Origin of the sequence: Methylomonas stagni (assembly GCF_050154735.1) — a bacterium.
Lineage (GTDB): Bacteria > Pseudomonadota > Gammaproteobacteria > Methylococcales > Methylomonadaceae > Methylomonas > Methylomonas koyamae_A.
In genome coordinates this window covers 1,919,946-1,936,800 of record NZ_CP189557.1, presented here as the reverse complement: position 1 = coordinate 1,936,800, position 16,855 = coordinate 1,919,946, and the positions used below count along the sequence as shown (strand labels likewise).

15 protein-coding genes are annotated in these 16,855 nt (G+C 52.7%); 1 reads left to right on the top strand and 14 read right to left on the bottom strand.

Translation table 11 applies throughout. From position 1 onward, the window contains the following. Nucleotides 1-168: 168 nt before the first annotated feature. The 10 genes from ACP4CD_RS09035 to ACP4CD_RS08990 form a co-directional block, all read right to left on the bottom strand. A complete protein-coding gene (locus ACP4CD_RS09035) occupies nt 169-801 on the bottom strand; it encodes a glycoside hydrolase family 19 protein (protein ID WP_426994309.1) in 633 nt (210 codons plus the stop codon). Nucleotides 802-836: 35 nt separating this feature from the next. Next, nucleotides 837-2,462: a DUF2235 domain-containing protein gene (locus ACP4CD_RS09030; protein WP_426994308.1), complete on the bottom strand. Its 1,626-nt coding sequence runs from the start codon at nt 2,460-2,462 to the stop codon at nt 837-839. Between the two features lie 523 nt (nt 2,463-2,985). Then, on the bottom strand, nt 2,986-3,798 hold the full coding sequence (locus ACP4CD_RS09025; RefSeq protein WP_426994307.1) for a lipase family protein: 813 nt from the start codon (nt 3,796-3,798) through the stop codon (nt 2,986-2,988). A gap of 174 nt (nt 3,799-3,972) precedes the next feature. Next, complete coding sequence (locus ACP4CD_RS09020; RefSeq protein WP_426994306.1) at nt 3,973-6,045, bottom strand: S8 family serine peptidase; 2,073 nt, start codon at nt 6,043-6,045, stop codon at nt 3,973-3,975. Between the two features lie 198 nt (nt 6,046-6,243). After that, on the bottom strand, nt 6,244-7,125 hold the full coding sequence (locus ACP4CD_RS09015) for a hypothetical protein (protein ID WP_426994305.1): 882 nt from the start codon (nt 7,123-7,125) through the stop codon (nt 6,244-6,246). Nucleotides 7,126-7,146: 21 nt separating this feature from the next. Then, entirely contained in the window at nt 7,147-7,341 is a 195-nt protein-coding gene (locus tag ACP4CD_RS09010; RefSeq protein ID WP_426994304.1) for a hypothetical protein, read from the bottom strand. 150 nt (nt 7,342-7,491) lie between these two features. Continuing rightward, nucleotides 7,492-9,570 (bottom strand): hypothetical protein, encoded by a 2,079-nt coding sequence (locus ACP4CD_RS09005; protein WP_426994303.1) that lies wholly within the window; start codon nt 9,568-9,570, stop codon nt 7,492-7,494. Nucleotides 9,571-9,859: 289 nt separating this feature from the next. Then, a complete protein-coding gene (locus ACP4CD_RS09000; RefSeq protein ID WP_426994302.1) occupies nt 9,860-10,612 on the bottom strand; it encodes a hypothetical protein in 753 nt (250 codons plus the stop codon). Further along, nucleotides 10,546-11,013 carry a hypothetical protein gene (locus tag ACP4CD_RS08995; RefSeq protein WP_426994301.1) on the bottom strand — a complete coding sequence of 156 codons (468 nt, stop codon included), beginning with the start codon at nt 11,011-11,013 and terminating at the stop codon, nt 10,546-10,548. Before ACP4CD_RS08995 ends, ACP4CD_RS09000 begins: the two co-directional genes overlap by 67 nt. 371 nt (nt 11,014-11,384) lie before the next feature. Next, the gene (locus ACP4CD_RS08990; RefSeq protein ID WP_426994300.1) at nt 11,385-12,182 is read right to left on the bottom strand and encodes a hypothetical protein; all 798 of its coding nucleotides are present in this window, start codon (nt 12,180-12,182) and stop codon (nt 11,385-11,387) included. A gap of 140 nt (nt 12,183-12,322) precedes the next feature. Between ACP4CD_RS08990 and ACP4CD_RS08985 the strand changes: the two genes are divergently transcribed. Further along, entirely contained in the window at nt 12,323-13,003 is a 681-nt protein-coding gene (locus ACP4CD_RS08985) for a response regulator (protein ID WP_426994299.1), read from the top strand. On the opposite strand, the gene ACP4CD_RS08980 is transcribed toward ACP4CD_RS08985, so the two are convergent. From ACP4CD_RS08980 to crcB, 4 genes are all read right to left on the bottom strand, one after another. After that, the gene (locus ACP4CD_RS08980) at nt 12,948-14,840 is read right to left on the bottom strand and encodes an ATP-binding response regulator (RefSeq protein WP_426994298.1); all 1,893 of its coding nucleotides are present in this window, start codon (nt 14,838-14,840) and stop codon (nt 12,948-12,950) included. The two genes, ACP4CD_RS08985 and ACP4CD_RS08980, sit on opposite strands and share 56 nt — an antisense overlap. A 528-nt stretch (nt 14,841-15,368) precedes the next feature. Further along, nucleotides 15,369-15,590, bottom strand: a complete 222-nt coding sequence (locus ACP4CD_RS08975; protein ID WP_064029905.1) for a DUF1289 domain-containing protein — start codon at nt 15,588-15,590, stop codon at nt 15,369-15,371. 254 nt (nt 15,591-15,844) lie between these two features. Continuing rightward, the gene (locus ACP4CD_RS08970; RefSeq protein ID WP_281022783.1) at nt 15,845-16,159 is read right to left on the bottom strand and encodes a DUF190 domain-containing protein; all 315 of its coding nucleotides are present in this window, start codon (nt 16,157-16,159) and stop codon (nt 15,845-15,847) included. After that, a complete protein-coding gene (crcB, locus tag ACP4CD_RS08965) occupies nt 16,147-16,848 on the bottom strand; it encodes a fluoride efflux transporter CrcB (protein ID WP_064029902.1) in 702 nt (233 codons plus the stop codon). The genes ACP4CD_RS08970 and crcB overlap by 13 nt, the downstream gene beginning before the upstream one ends. Nucleotides 16,849-16,855 lie beyond the last annotated feature (7 nt).

Genomic DNA, 16,855 nt, shown 5'->3' with positions numbered 1-16,855 from the left:
AAACCGAGATTTAACCTCACCAACCGTTCGCTGAGCGAAGCCGAAGCGGATTTTGGTTTCGCTCGGTCCACCGGCTCATGGCTGCGATGCCGACCGGGGTTTGCCGCCGAAGGCATCGAACAGCCCGGCTCGCCGAGTGGGCGAGCCACGCGCCATGCAATTTTTCGCCTATTGCACCAACGGCTTGATGGTCCGATACAACGCCAGGCGATCTTGCAAGCCGGCGGTGCCGCCGTTGATTTTCTTGGTGATCGCGGTGAAGTCCTCGATGTCGTTGTCGTCGGTTTGGTCGTCGGCCAAGGCATTTAAACCGTGACCGAACCAAAAGTAGGCGGCGCTCAAAGCCGCCCATTTCGGTTCGATCAACAATTCCGGTTGCGCGAGCAAATCCACGCCCAAGGCCTTGCCGACATCGGCGTAATTGCTGCGGCCGGTGATTTGAATCAAGCCCCGGCCGCGAAACCGGTAGCCGTCGCCGGAGCTTTCCGGGCCGTTGCCGATCCGGTTGGCGTAAATGTAATTGGCTAGCTTTTCTTCGTTGGCGACATAGGGCGCGGCGACGGCTTCGGTCGGAAAGCGCTTGGGCCACACTGCTACCAGCCGCGCGGCGGTTTTGTAGAACAGGCCTTCCGTCAAGCGGTTGAATTGACCGGATTCGTGGCCGGTCTGGGCCAGAAAGCAGGCGATGCGGCCGGGATTGTTGATTTGAAATTGCTCCATCGCCGGGTTCAACGCCGCCGCCCAGATATCGGGCGACTTACATTGCGGCAGCGCGGATTTGATTAGGTTGGCATCTATCATGGGTCACCTCCGTACGAGTATTCTTGGCTGGGACTTCACGGTTGAGCGCTGTTTTTTTGCGCCGTGAGGACGAGTTTTATCAAGGTCGCCATGTCCTGGCAGGTTTGATCCAGTTTATTGAGCAAGGAATTGCGCCGGTAATACAGCGCCGCCAACGTGCCGAGCATCAGCAGAGAAATCCAGCCGTGGACTTCCACCACGTAGCGGATAAAGTTTTCGAAGAATACCGGTGTCAGATAACGCAGCAAATCCGAAATCGAGCCGCTGAAGCCGCCGCTGGTCAGGTTGGTTACCGAATCGGGCGGATAGACCCACATAAACCACGACGCTAGGATGATCGCCATCGTCAGTTCCGAGAACCAGACGTACAAGTGTTTTCTGGCGTTAATGACGGCGTCGGCCTCGGCGCTAAGTTGCTGCCAAGCGGCGGATTTTGCCGAGGTATCCACGGTCAGTACCACCTTGGAGGCCGCCGCCGCAGGCGGATTGTTTGCGTCGAACTTGTGGTCTACCACATTGAATTTAGGCGGCAGGCCATCGGGTGCATAGGCCTCGCTGACTTCCAGGATTTTTCGGAACGCACTGCGGTGAATGGCAATGTCGGCGTCGTTTTTAAGCAGCCACTTGCCGGTTTTGGAATCTTTGGATAACTCGGCCAAATTGCGCGGTCCGTAGCGGTAATACATCGCCAAGCCGTCGCGCGAATCGTAGAGTTTGTCGTAAATGTTGGCGCCGTCCCGATAGCTTGCCAACACGTCGTCGTAGATAACCAAGCCGTGGGCCATGGCTTTTTCCAGCATCCAGACCAAGGCCACGTCGGACATGCCGGTGCGCGGGTAGCCGCCGCCGACGTTGGAATGCACTCCGGCAAACCAGACTTGCTCGACGTAATGGTCGTAGTCGCGCTCGTCCCAAACCAAGGGATGAAAGGTTTCCCGATCGTCGTCGATGGCGATCGCGTGATAGGCGTTTTGGATGGCGTTATTCAGTTTGTAATCGTAAAAGCTATGCTTCCACCACGGGCTATGATCGGTTAACCAGTCCATGCTTCGACCGAAGCCTTGCAGCAGAACGCTGAAGTCCTTGGGAAAGCCCAACGCCGACACGGTATCCCAAACGCCGACGAAATGGATCTTCAGGTTGCCGTCGGGTGCGTGGTTTGGATCTTGGAACGCGAATTGTTTTTTGAACTGCTGGTGTTGGTTCGGATTACCGGTGCCGTAGCAGGTCATGGCTTGCTTGACCAAGCCCGATAGCACCGCGGAATCGATCGAGCCGTCGGTCTTTAAGAAGTGTTTGGGATCGATCAAGCCGCAAGCGTTTAAAAATCCGGCAAAGGCGCGCACGGTCGCCGCGCCGCGGCTGAAACCGAATAAAAAGATGTTGTCGCCGGGTACGTAGCATCTGGCCAGGAAGTGGTACAGATGGAGCACGTTTTTTTGAAAACCGAAACCGAATGCGCCGGACATCGCGGTCCAGTATTTGTTTTTGCTGGTGTCGCTCTTGTCGGTGCCGACCCCTTGGTCGTAAAACGTGAATTGATGAGCCTTGCCGCTGGTGACGTCCACGGCCTTATAGGTTTTGTACACGTTGCTGTCGCTACCATACCCGCCTTTGTTGCCAGTGCCGTCCGAGCACAGCACGATATTTTTATTGCTCATGGAATACCTCTCTTGAAATTGGCGAAGAGTTTGTTCTTATTATTTAAACACCGAGATAAATGGCTCTCGGCCCTAACGCTTGTTACCTCGGCAGTTTAGTTCAGCGCGGAAAAAACGCCTTGTCGGGCCGATGATCGGAATGCCGATTTTTCATTCGGCCGCAACGTAAGCCGACAGCTATTTTTTAAGTTCAAGGTTTATTTAGGGTTATCACTTCTACTTTGTCAGATTTACGCAACGCCGTCATGCCCGCCGGGAAGCGGGCATCCAGTGCCATGGATGGCAAGCTTCGATCCGTCCGTGGAGTCTGGATTTCGGCAATCCCTGCCGAAATGACGAGCACTACCGATTATCTGGCAAGGTAGAATTAACCCGGCCCTTGAATAGCGTTCGCCCTGAGTCCTTCGGCTGCGCTCAGGAGAGCCCTGTCGAAGGGCATGCCAGCCTGGGCTTAGCCGAGCTCGGCCCGAACGGATTACCAGTGATAAATAGCGCCGGGTTAATAACGCCGACCGGCCCCGCCTTATAAATTCTTCTCGATGTTTTGAATATAGTGATCGATAAAATGATGCTCGATAAAGGATGGAATTAAATCCAGTTTCTGGTTTAGCGAGCCTTTAATCCGCTCCATGAATTTAAACCAGTAACCGACATCCTCGTGTAATTTGCCTTCCGAATCGAAGAAGCGAATGCTGCCGCCTTCCTGGTATTGGTTGAGCCGGTCCGGCACGCGCGGCACGATGTCGTTATCGTTAACGAAGCGGAAATAGCGCGGCTTCAAGGCTTGGTCAAGCTCGCCGACAAAGCGGCGATCGCCGACCCGAGGTTGGCCGAAGGTGTACAAGCCGTTGATGGATTTGTAGATGCGCCGGTCGATGTCCAGCGTCAGACGCGCCGCCGCCAGCACCGCCAACGCGCCGCCCAGGCTATGCCCGGTCAGCCATAGCGATTGCCCGTACTGGTGCACGTTTTCCAGCGTTTCGATCAAGGTATCCCAAATCACGTCGAGGGCATCGTCGAAGCCGGTGTGAATGTGGCCGTGCGGCGTCACGCGAAACGCCATCTTGGCGTCGGTACACCAGTCGTCCGGCACTTTCTCGGTGCCGCGAAACGCGATCACGATCGCACTGCCGCTGTGGGCGATAAAAGCTTGCGTATCCTGGTGCGAACCGGGAATCTTGCTGCCGTCGATGAAGCGGCCGTTAAAGCCTTGTACCGACAGTTTGTTCAAGACTTCGGCTTCGCCGGCATAGGCCAGCTTCGACGCCAGGGCCAGAGCATAGGCGTTCGGCAGCGAAAATTGGGTGTTGTTGGGTTCGATGCTGAGTTGTTTCATCTGATGTCCTCCGTTTGATTACAAAAAAGCCAGTGGCCTTGTCGGCGTGAGCTATTGGGTACCGACGCTGGCCGGGAGGCGGGTGGCTGAACTGGGCATCCTGCCCTTTATTCGCGCTACCCCAAGCCGTTGCAGCTAGGATAAAGCGTCGTCGCGCGAGCCAAAGTGACCAAATCAACTTGATTTTCCCTTAACGCGCTTGGATTTACCGGCCGGGCCAGCCGCCGCGATTGCCGACAAGTTCCGACTCGGGTGCGCGAATACTAGCTCAATGCCAAACGACACCAGTGTGCCGATGTCTCGGGGCGCCTTGTCCTCGATGTGCAAGGTCCAATTTCCCGAGCAATCCTTGCCTAACAACTTGGCCAGATCCGGAGCGGTGCTTCTGTCGTAGGTCTTCTTTAGATTTTTTGCCGCGCCGCCGGCTCGATTGTGCAACACGATCGGTTTCACGCCGGTGCCGGCCGGCGGCAGCACCGCGACTAGCAGATCGCCGATGTAGCTATGCTTGATGTCCACCGATACCGCGATGGCTTCCACCGGCAAGTTGTCGGCGACCGCCAGCGTGAACTCAACCGTTCGCAGGTCCGGTATCGGCGCGTCGAAGACTCGGCTGACCTTGACGCTATTACGGGGTTGCGGCTTCGCCAGATTGACGGCGGTCAGCGCGTTCAAGCGGCCGTAGCCGTATTTCGGACTATGGCCGTTGGCGTCGTAGTTGCCTTGTTGCGGATCGATCCGGTCGCAGGCGCGTTTGAACAACTCCTTGACCTCGAACCACTTTAGATTGGGATTGACCGCCAGTACCAAAGCCGCGACGCCGGCCGCACCGGGGCAGGCGCTGGAAGTACCGCCGAAGCTGTTGGTGAAACTGCCGCCGGCATCGCCGTCCGCGACGTTGCCGGCGTTGTAACCTTTGGCGCCGAGCCGGTCGGTGGTCCAAATGCCCGGCGTCAGCGGTTCCGGATGGCTTAATTGCGCCAGCCCCAAGTCGCTGCTCGGGAAAGCGCACCACACCGCGTTGCCGAAATCGCTGTAAACGCTGCGTTTGCCTTGGTCGTTGCAGGCCGCGACGGCCATCAGTTTGTCGTAACTGGCATAACCGTCGTTATCGACCGACTCGTTGCCGTTGCCGGCGGCGAACAGAATCACGCAGCCCTTGCCGCCGCGGCCGTTGGTCACGGCGTAGTCGATCGCCAATTTGGTACTGGCCGGCAGGCGAGTGATTTGCTGGTGCGCCGGATCGCCGAGGTTCCACCACTCGCCGTCGGCCGGTCCCCAACTGCAAGAAATCACGTCCGCGCCGTGATCGGCGGCCCATTTGAAGGCGTTGGCCTCCTCGATCGAGCCCAGGCCGGACGCCAGCCGAATCGGCATCAACCGGGCGTTGGGGGCAACGCCCGACGCGCCGAGCGTGCCGTTCGCGCAGGCGACGCCGGCGCAGGCGGTGCCGTGGTCGTCCGGAAAGCCCTTGTCCTTGGGCCTGGGGTCGCCGGTCTTGCTGGTGACATCCCTGGGCGCCACCACTTTACCGGTGCCGGAAAACTCCGGGTGGTCAATGTCCACGCCGTCGTCGATCAGGGCAATTGTCACGCCGTCGCCGAGGGTCATGGCATGAGCGGCCTCGACATTGGCATGGGCGTCGATGCCGACGCCATTCACCACGGTTTTCTTTAAATGCCACTGCTGCGGGAAAATACTCTTGCGGGTGCGCGGCCGGATCAGTTCCGGATGGCAATATTCGACATCGTCGCGTTGCAACAGCTCGTTGGCAATATCGAATACCTTCTGCCCGGTGCCTTCGACAGCGCCGACGAAGTAGGCGTTGGTGGCGTAGCTGACTTGTTCCTTGATCCGCAAACCGAGGCCGGTCAAAAGCGCGCTACAGTCGTCCGGGTCGGCGCTATCGACGAATTTGACGAACAAGTTTTCGGTGTACAACACCGGCTCGCGGGTGCCGGGATCGATCAACACCCCACCGGCGAAGCGCACGTCCGGCGCCGCGCGCAGGGCGGCTTTCCGCTCGCCGAGCGAGCGCGTCGGCGGCACTCGATACACCTCGACGCCGACGTCGGGGTAGGCCGCCACCAACACGCCATCATTCAACTGAGCCGAATTGGGGTTGGGCACGGCGCCTCTGCTTTGAGTGATCGATCGGCCGCTCCGGGTCCGCACCGCGATTAAATCGTCGCCGGCTTCCAGATCGAATCCGGGCTCGTTTTTACTGCCGAAGTGGATGGTAGGCATGATGGACTCCTCGAAAAGAAGTTTGCGTTAACGTATTGCTACGGCTGACACCGAGAGAATTTTTGATTGCTTATCGAAACGCAGCCTTTGGAAAGGTAAAGCGGGCGGCGATGGGCGTTCCGCCGGTTCATCAATCGAATCGCGCGGTGGAAACGGTAGCCGCTGAAGTATTCCGTTTTGCCAGAGCTGGTTTTTTTGTTACTTCGACACAAACTCCACCGTGTTCAGATCAACTTGTATCCTAATCTGATTATTGACCTGCTCCAGCACCTGACTGAGCCGGCTCTTGAGTCGGCCGCCGTGGCTGATATGAGCAATTAACTGGTCGTCCTCTCTCGGTAACTCCGCCAGAAAATCGTCAAGGTCGCGGCCCGGCTCGAATTCGCCGCCGGCCCAGCGCAAGGCGTCTACGCAGCGCCGGAAAATCTTCGGATAAACCAAACTGCCTTGCTCGGGCTCCAGATCATCCAGACGGGTAACGGTAAACCGCTTGGTTCGGTCCAATTTCCAGAGCCCTAATTTGGCAGTCTTGGCTTTCTTATAAGTGGCGATCAACTTGGACTGAATATCGAACGATAGTCCGCCCGAATACAGACCCAAGTATGTAAGTCCGGTTTTGACGGCGTGATAGTTGTAGGTTTTGCCGAGCAGGGCTTCGGTGAGTTTTATATCGGCGCCGTCATCGTCGTCCAGTTCACGCAGCACGAAGGCGATAGGTCTGCCGTGGCCTTCGAAGCCGTCGCACAGTATGGCCGCCTCGGTTTCCCACGCGAAGCCGCTGGGCGCGACACTCCAGTTCCATTCCGCTGGATCGACACCCAGCCACCTCAAAAGCCCGTTGCGGCTCTCGATGCCATGCGGTTGCGCCGCACCGCCGTAATGCAGCTCCGGCGTATCGATGGCCTGAAAACGGAGTTGATAACTCTCCTCGCCGCCGGCCACACTGGGCGGCGAGAAGTGCGGCAGTCCCTCGAACAGCGACATGTCGTTGGCAATAAAACGCATGCTGTCCCCATCCGGCGACTGCCGCTGCCGAACAACCAGAAGGCCTTTGATTAAACGATAGAAACCTAATGACATGATGAGCCTCTTTGTAGTTGGTTAGCATGGCCGTAGGGCGGATACCGACAGGCGGTCCGCTAATGTGTGGAACGTATCGTTTGGTGGAACCGCTGACGCGTTCCGTCTTACGGGTTGCGTAATGGGCCCGTTGCGGGTGCGCACTGCAATCAGATAGTCGCTGGCTTCCAGATCGAATCCGGTTTCGTTTTTGGTGCCGTAACGGATGGTGGGCATGGTGGACTCCAAAATGAGAGTTTAATAATGCTGAGAATAACCGGTTTTGGTGAAAGTTAACATAAATGAGTATTTAATTATAAAATCTTGAATAAAATAAGGGGGAAGGTCGTGAAAATATTATTATGATTGCTCGGTTTTTAGTATGTTTCAAATGCCATCTAAAAAATTCGATTTCGTAAAATTTAGAAGAAAATTAAATGTATAGTCTCTTTTTTCTAGTTTAGGCTCATTCCAACAGTTACCCTCATTAGGGAAAACAACATCTCTCAGGTCACTATGAGCCCCAACAGGTGGCATTGTAGAATCATAGACCTTACTAGCATCAAAAGAATAAAACTTATCCTTGTAACTGATCAGCTTGTCAGGCGATGTGTCGGTAATTAAATTTAATGGTGCTGAACTCAATTGACAAAACTTATCTGCGTTAATGTTGATTGCAGTTTTGTTGTCGTCGTTGTAATCTGCTAATCCCCATAGATTAAGAGCTTCAATGCGTCCCTCGGTTAAATGATTCAAACCGGTTTTACCCAAACCAGGCCTGTTTAATCTGAATAAGCCCTGTTGGGCTTCATCACGTTGAAAAACCAAAGGTGAGTTCAGGCTGAAACCTTGGCTAGGATTTCCAAATGCTCGTGTCAGTTTTATAGGTAAAAAATAATCCATCCCGTTGAAAAATCCTTTGAATATAGGATCGGTCGAATCATCAGTCCAACCATCAAGTTTCCCAGTCTTAACATGATGTATAAAGTCGAAAGGGATATTAATTACGGATGAAACAGCGTAACCTACTAGACTAAGAGCGGATGCATATCCCAAACTTCCGGCACCAGAACTAGCTTGTACTAATTGTTTTGGTCCATATCTTCCAATTGGAGTTAACATCTCATTATCAAATAGTGTGGAAATTTCGTTTCCGATTGATTGATAGTATTGGCTAAGCTGACCGTTTAGTATTGTATCCCTGATACCATAGAGAGCGCCATTTGCATAGTCTGAATTGCTATAAACAATCGCTTTTCTGGGAATAAATCTAAGTGTATAGGCAGGTGCGGTAGTTAGACCCTCAACAGGATAAGATAATTCGCCAGGACTAAAGGCAGGGTTAAATAAAACCAATGAATCAATTAGAGATTGATTTTGTTGTTTTTTACCCCAATCAGCTAGCAAAGTTTGTTTGTTTTTTTGAAAAAATAATAACAATTCTCCAAAAGGGGGTAGATGGCCGGTTTCCAAAGATGTAGACAAACATTCAAGATAGCTGGCTTTGCCCTTGTCTGTAAGATTGCCATCGACAATGTAATCTTTTTTTAGGCAATTATCATCTCTTATATCAGCATTTGAATAAGAATCGACAATTCCATTTAACATCCAGCGCCGCAAGGCTTCCATGCCCGATAACGCTACCAGTTTCGCGCCATAACTATGCCCAACAAGGTGAATTTTGGTATTGGTTAGTGGTACGCAGGCATCATCCTCGGCACTCAACGGATCGGCTACAACGCATTCTTTTTTCGGTCTGAGTTTTTGTTGAATTAACTTATAAATCAATCCTGATACCGGCAAGTCTTCTCCCATTGTAGCGTCGTCATCTACGATTGGATTTGTGCCTAAATAGCCATAAGGTGTTTCACTCCAGTCTTTTAATAGGTAATAATTAGGGTTATGAGCCCCAAGTGCGTTATGGGCAGCGTTAAGGCTTTGTTTCCAAGCTGTTAAAATATGTAGGGGCACTTTATCAATTGTTTGTGTAAGTGGCTCTATTGCTGTGTCAATACCGAAAGGCAAAACTGCCTTGGTTAAATCAGAAGTTGGCCGTGTAGTCGATGTCCAGGTGATAAAAATAAAATATGGCTGGAAGTATTTCTTATCTGTTTGTTTGCTCATGAAAGTATCGACTCGTTCCATATAATTATGGTAATTAGCGATAGCCACCGGTAATGTGTAATTCCAACCATGAGAAACCACGTATATATCTGTAATGTCATCTTTTATTGCATTCTTTCGATATTTCATTTCAGAGAGCAGATCTTCAATCGGATGAGTTAGCAAATTATGTTCGCCGTTATAAACTGCAAAACTATAATTATGTCCGCGTATCGTGTAGGATTTTTCTTTGTGCGGCATATAGTCGTGTTTTATGGTAATATCATCTTTTGCGCAACCCGTAACTAGGCTAAGGAATCCTAGCATATAAATTAAGACTATATATTGATAAATTATTTTCATTATGATTGTCCGTTAATTTACAAGTTTAGGGTTTTAGGGTTTTAGGGTTTTAGGGTTTTAGGTTTTAGGGTTTTAGGTTTTAGGGTTTTAGGTTTTAGGGTTTTAGGGTTTTAGGGTTTTAGGTTTTAGGGTTTTAGGGTTTTAGGGTTTTAGGGTTTTAGGGTTTTAGGGTTTTAGGGTGAATGGGATGTCAATAAGTGATTCACCAATTCGTAGAGAATATTATGACTGCTTATGGCTTATGGCTTATGGCTTTTAAACATTTTCAAAAATTTCCGGTTTTTTGCTATTATTTTGGTGTCAGTGCATCAAGCCTTTTTTTGTATTGTTCAAACCCTATCTCGTAATTCATTATCTTGCTCACATGCTCTACACCTTTCGCTATTGTGCATGCACCGTGATATCGAATGGCATCGGCGATTGCTTTTTCTATAGGATAGGCAAGATAATTTGTTCCACCATCAACGCCTCTACCGGCATCGCCTTCAATTTCATTAATAATAGATTTACGTGCATCAGTAATACCGGTAAGGATAATGTTTACAGTTTGATTATAAAAATAATCTTGATTAACTTCAGCCTGAGTGCCGCTGAGTACTGCGGCGGCACCAGAAAGAGCTCGAGCTGCCATTGCTCCCGAGACTATGGAACCTGCTCCACCAGCTGCAGTGGTCAAAAAACCCAGCATGAAATTAGTATCAGAGTAGCTTATCTGTAAATAATTGAGATATGCATTGCAGCGTTGGTTTGAGGCTGCAATAATTTTATTTTGAATGGCGTTGCGTTCTAATAATAGATTCAATGTCGAACCATATACATTTTTCTTGGATGATAATAGTGTTGCTTTTGCTTGATCTAGGTCGAATTTTTTGGTGTTAACTTTTAAATCGGCGCTATCTTTGTCGGCTTGTGCTTTATCTAAGTTATTTTTATTTTCACCGGTTTTGCTTTTTTTATAAATAGTTTTCGCGTTTTCTAGTTGTTTTTCAATATTGCTCTGATCTTCAATAGATTTGTCGTATTCAGCTTTAGCTTCAGACACTTTTTTTCTTCATCTCGCATATCCAGCATTGCGACTGATGCTGTTCCCGTTTGTTGGGTCATTACTTTCTTTGAATTGAAATAATGTAATGCGATATCAATTTTACAGCCATCGATGATTTCGCGGCTGCGTGACGTTATTCCATTCGATTTTTCATCGCACATTTCGTACGAATTGGCGTTAATATTTTCCGGATCGAGTAAACTTACCAAATCTATTTTCTCGAAACCAGGGTCTATTAGTTGAACAGCGCCAGCAGAGCTAACTCGATTTGAGCCGCCTATTCCCCAGGAAGATTCTGGGTTAACGTTGATTGGGTTAAGTGTCGCACAGCCGGAAATAACTGAGAATAGCGTCGCAGTGACGGTTAAGTAATTTGTGTTAGATGTTTTTTTATGCATGTCGTTAAAAGGTTTCGTTATGGTTTTTTGATTTATCAATGATTTTTTATATATGATTCATATTCACTGCATAATTATTTTACTTTTAAGGAACCTCTGATTAATTCGTGTCTTCAAATTTCATATCGAATTAAATCAATGGCTTATGCATAAACTTATCTTGAAAAACTGAATTAATCAGAGGTTCCTTAGGGTTATGGCAATGTCAAATTATTTCTTATCTGCATTTCATATATATGATGATGTACCATGTTGTTCTAGGGTTGGCGAGTGTATGCGAATTGCAATCCGCTAATTGCGTGGTTCATAATTTGAGGGAATTGGCGATTTATTCGTTGAGGATTTAGTATTTCTATTTAAACGAACGAAAATTATGGCCAAGCTAATCTCGACATATGTATAACGCAACAAGCCATAACCATTTTCATCCAAGTTTCTCCCCAGGAGTTTCTAATTAATAATGCGCCTTTGGTTTTGCCGATTTTCTTGGCGTCGTCGTAGCCGATGTCGACGACGGCGTGGCCGCCGACGACTTTGTCGCCGGGGCCGGGATAGGGGATTTCGCCGGGTTTATTGGTCGCGTCGTAAATCGCGCTGTACACGGTAAAGCCAAATATGGACGGCAGGTTGGCCGCCAGATTGGTTTTGATGATGTTCAGGCGTTTGGATAGCGGGGTGCCGGGCGGATCGAGCCGGTAATATTGCACGGCTTTATAGCGTTGGGCGAAGGCGTAACAAAATGCCGAGGGTTCCTGGTCGAATTGGGCGATGTCGTACGGGTGATATTGTTCTGGCGTTACGCCGAATAACATCAGGGCTTTCATGGTGTCGCGCAGTTGGGAGCCGCTGTTGCCTTTGTCGCCGGCTAGAGCGCGGCTAGCTTTGTTTAGAAATACGCGGGAGGTATTCAGACGCTTGCCTAAGTCAAGGAGCTCGAAGTGTTTGATAGCGCCGACACTGGCATTGTCGGTATCGAAATCCTGACGGCTATGATTCCAGTCGGGAGTAGGACGGAGGCCCGGAATGAAGGGCTTGAGCTTTTGCTTGGCGATGATGTTTAGTTGCCGCGATGCGCGCGGCTGAGCTGTAGCCGCGTCTCCTGATTCCAAAGAATCGCGCGCAACGATTACATCCCGTCGCCTGCCGAGTTGAGTTTTTGAAGTCGCCATGTTTGTCTTCTAATCGGGTCTGCACGGATTCTGCCGTAACGCCATTGCCCCTACCACTTGTTTTCCGTACTAGTACAAATGTACTGGGTCTATTGCGTGTTGTCCGGGGTTACAATCGGCCAATCAGGCTTGCCATGGGGATGAAGACTGTGAATATTTTGTTGATCGACGACCACTTTTGCGCGCGCGAAGGGGTGGCGTGTTTGTTGAAGCAGATTTATCCGGACGTGCAAGTGTTCGAGGCGGAGAGTTTCGCGGCTGGCCTAACCATCGCCAACGCCCAGCCGTTGAATTTGGTGTTGTTGGATTTGCAACTGCCGGATTGCAGCGGTTTGGAGGGCTTGGCGAAGCTGAAGGCGGATTTTCCGGAGCTGTGCGTGGTGATGTTTTCCGGAGTCGGCGATCGGGATTTGGTGTTTCAGGCTTTAAAGGCCGGAGCGATGGGCTTCGTGGTCAAGACGATTTCCCGGCAGGGGTTTGTCGAAGCCTTGCGCGATTTGTTGTCCGGCCGAGTGTATCTGCCGGCGACGGTGACCGGCGAGGTGCCGGCCGGCGATGTGCAAACGGCCAACGGCCTGGCGACGGTGACCGATCCGGCCAGCCTAGGTCTGACGCCACGCGAATTCGATATTTTGCGCTGGATCGCGCGCGGCTACAGCAATAAGCAAATCGCGCTGCAATTGGCGATTCAGGAGCAAACCGTCCGCAACCACCTGCGGCCGATTTTTTTGAAGTTCGGCGTGACTCGGCGCACCGAGTTGCTGGTCAAGCTGTTTGTGCGAGGGATTGTGTTTGGTAAGCCGGGAGTGGGCAATAGCTAGGTTGATTCGGCGTCTCGCCCATCGTGCGCAGCATGGCTTCCATCAGCATCTTGGGACTGGCCGGTTTGCGCAACAAGCCGGTACGGGCCGGCCACAGTGCCTTGTCTTGCTCGGAGATACCGTCGGCCGAGAGCACCAGAACCGGCACCGGGCCGCAGTCGGCGTGGACGGCGGCGATGACGTCGTGAGCAGTTTCGTGTTGTTTCAAGTAAAAGTCGGTAATTAGCAGGTCCGGAATCGCCAGATTGTCGGCCAGTGTCATGCGGGTGTCGGCCAACGACAAGGCGGTTTGCACTTCACAACCCCAACTTTGCAACTGGCAGGCCAGGCCGTCCAGGGCTTTGGCGTCGTCGTCCACGATCAAGACGTAGCGGCCGCTGAAGTCGCCGGTGACGGCCGGCTCGCCGGTGCTGGCGTCTTGTTGGTGCGCGATCGGTAGATAGACTTGAAAGTCGCTGCCCCGGCCTGGGCGCGAATCGAGGTTCATCGTGTGGTTGGGCAAGTGTTGTACCATCGTTGACGCATAGTACAAGCCGATGCCCAGGCCCGGCGTCGTGGCGTCGGTTTCGCGTCCGAGTTTACCGCGCACCGCGTCTTCGAAGATTTTGTCGCGCAGTTCGGCCGGAATTCCGGCGCCGCTGTCGCGGATGTGCAGTTTTAGCCGGCCGGCGCCGATGTTGACCGCCGCCACGCTGATCCAGCCCGAGCGGGTGTATTTGATGGCGTTGTCGATCAGATTGCCGACGATTTGCGCCAAGATGCTGGGATCGGTATGTACGTTGTAAGGCGGTTTGCGGCGCAAGCGGACCTTTAGGCGCAGGCCGCGCGCGGCGGTTTGCGGGGCGAATTGGGTTTCCAGACTCGCCAGAAACACATTGATATCGACGTTGGCGAGTTGCGGGATTTGCTTGCCGTTTTCGACGTTGGCGATCTGAAAGATATGGTTGATGGTGCGGCTTAGTTCGTCGATGGCCAAACCCATGCGGTTGGCCAGCGGTTTTAAATGTGCCTGAGTCGGCTCGCCGCAGGCGGTTTCCATCACCGAGGCGTAACAATTCAAGGCTTGTAGAGGTTGGCGCAAGTTGTGACCGATTTGTGCTAGGAAGCGCGCCTTGTCGTCGGCGTTTTGCTGGGCATTGCGTTTTTCCCGGAAGGATTTGCGGGCGTAGGCTTCAAGTTGGCAACGGGTGCAGACGCCGAACAGGTTGACGATGGTCAGATTAATCATCGACGAGATCAGGTCCGCCGCGCCGACACCTAAGGCATGGCCGGCCAACGGCATCGCGATCGACGTGGCCCAGCCGAAGCCGATCGTCGCGCGCAAGGACATGAACATTTGTCCGTAACTAAAAAAGTACATCGGCAGTAAACAGGGCCAGGTCGATGGGTAATCGGCCGCTTTGCCGTCGATGACGAACAGGATAAGCAAATTTGCGGCCGACAGGCCGGCGCTCCATTTAGCGATGGTATTAATCTGGCGGACGGCATCCCCATGAGTTTGCAAATATGCGAACAAGCCGACCAGTACCGCGATGATGGGCATTCGCGGCAGGGCATTGCCGATCGAGTCGGCGCCAGTGTGTAAATCCAGCAGGATGTAGGCCAGGAAGGCGCCGGCACCGAGTAATAACGCCCATTTCAGAGGAGCCAGCAATACTTGGTAACGTTCCCGCCAAAACGCCTGTTCGGACGCGGCGTCGAATTTGGGTATCGCGAATAAATGACCGGGACTTATAGCGTCGCAACAGGCCTTGAAGACCGCGGAAAAATCGGGTTTGGCCGGCGCTCTGAAAAAAGCGAGGTTGGCTAGATTGGCGTAAGGACTGAAGTTTTGCATGCCGCGATATCCGAGTGCTCGGCGGCATTTGCTGACGAATGAGGAAGCCGGCTAGCCGCGCTGATTGTTATTTTTCATGCGAGCGGCATTGTCCCTAGTCCGGACGGATTTGGCAATTGTGAAAATCTAACAGGGAAACTATAGCATTCCTCGGCTACACTTAACGGCTGGCTTTTGCAGCGCGACACCGATGTCGCCGGTAAACGTGGTGTGCTGGCTGACGGACGAGGGGACGCGCGCGGATCGTGGTTGCCGAAACGTGCCTCGGGTGGGCGACAACGACTTTCTCACCCCCGCAAAAAACCTAACGTAACGGTTCAATGTTACTCTCGTAACACGAACCTCACCGCCCGCAATCGCGGCTGAAGCCGTTCCGACAATCGCCAAAGCGTTTTTCCGAGCCAACGCGCCGAATGTGGATTGAATTTTCAAAGGTGCCTGTCAGAGCGGCTCGTACCGCTCCAACACTACCAATTTTCTACAGCACGTCGGCGGCCGTCAAAAATTACAGCGGCCGAACTTGCCGCGTCAGCCGGCGTTTTCCTCGGCGGCCTTGGCAAGTTTCTTCAGTACGCTTTTGCCTATCTTAGCCACGAAGTCTTCCGGATTGTCGTATTGCTGTTGTTGCACGAATTCGACAATGGATTTGACCAGTTTCTTGGTGTCGGCGATTTCCTGGTGCGAACGGCCGCAGCCTTGGCAATGGCTGCCGTCGCTGGTGCATTGGTCGATACAAGGGCTGTATTTCATGGTCTGTCCTGTTCAAAGAGTGAAGGTTGGTGAATCGAGTTCCGGGATTAGGGTACTTTTACGGCGCTCGGGGTCGCGTCCGTGGCGGTTATCGAGCACGCGTTCATACGAACAAAGGCGGTCCGCGATCGCTACCAAGCAAGGCGTCCCCCGAAATCCGGTGTGAAAGCGCTGTCGATCGCGGCTAAAGTCGCTCCGATGCGGTTGACGTTCATTGGCTGGGCGGAGGCAACCGTTTCATGATCGTTAGGGTGTTAACGCGCGTCGGCTTCCGGTGTATGCAAAGTGACCGGCCAACTGACGATGTGCGCCAAGCCGCCTTGAATTTCCAAGTGGGCTAGGATAGCGCCAACCCGCTCGGGGCGGTCGTAAAACTCGACCACCAGCGGCAGGTCCAGCGCCAGATCGGCCAGTGCGGCGGTGCGGATTTCCCGGTCGGCGCCGAAGCCGGCGATGCCGCGCAGCACCGTGACGCCGCGCACGCGTTCGTCGCGTAAAGTATCCAACAACCGGGCCAGCAGATGCTCGCCCTCGCGCAGATAAATCCGCGCCAACGTTACGGTTTCCATTGCCATAGCCAATTCCCCAAGCGCGAACCCAACCAGACCGTCGCGACGCCGAGCATCGCATTGACGACAAACAAACTCAACAAGCCCTGGAACTCCAGGCGAATCTCAGGCAATCCCAACGTCAGCCTCAGCGTCGAGACCACGGTCAATAGCCCTAGCAGCACGACGTAAATAGAGGCTCGCCATTCGGCCGAATATGCGCCCCTTTGCAACAACCATTCGGTGGCGGCGGCGATCAGCAAGGCCAACAAAAGCGCCAGCGCCATTTCGCCGTAGCGCAGACCGTGGCCGAGCCAGGGGTATAAGGTGTCGGCGAACAAGGTGCGGCCCCAAATCAGTCCCACCCAGCAGGCCACCAGGCATAACACCGTGCTCAGTAAAATATTCAAAAAAGCCTTCAGTAAACTGCCGGCCTCGAACAGATACAGGGTTTCGATGGCGAAGGTCGAAAACGTGGTGTAGGCACCCAGGAATCCGACCAGGATGGCCGCCCGCCATTCCACCGCCAGCGCAAAACGTTGCAGCATCAATTCGGTCAGAAACCCCATCAAAAACGAGCCGGACACGTTGATGAACAAGGTGCCGTGCGGAAAGCCGCGCCCGAGCAGCGCGTAGATCGCGTTCGCCAGTAAAAACCGGCTGACCGCGCCGATCGATCCGCCCAGGGCAATGGCCAGGATTTGCTGCATCGCCGCG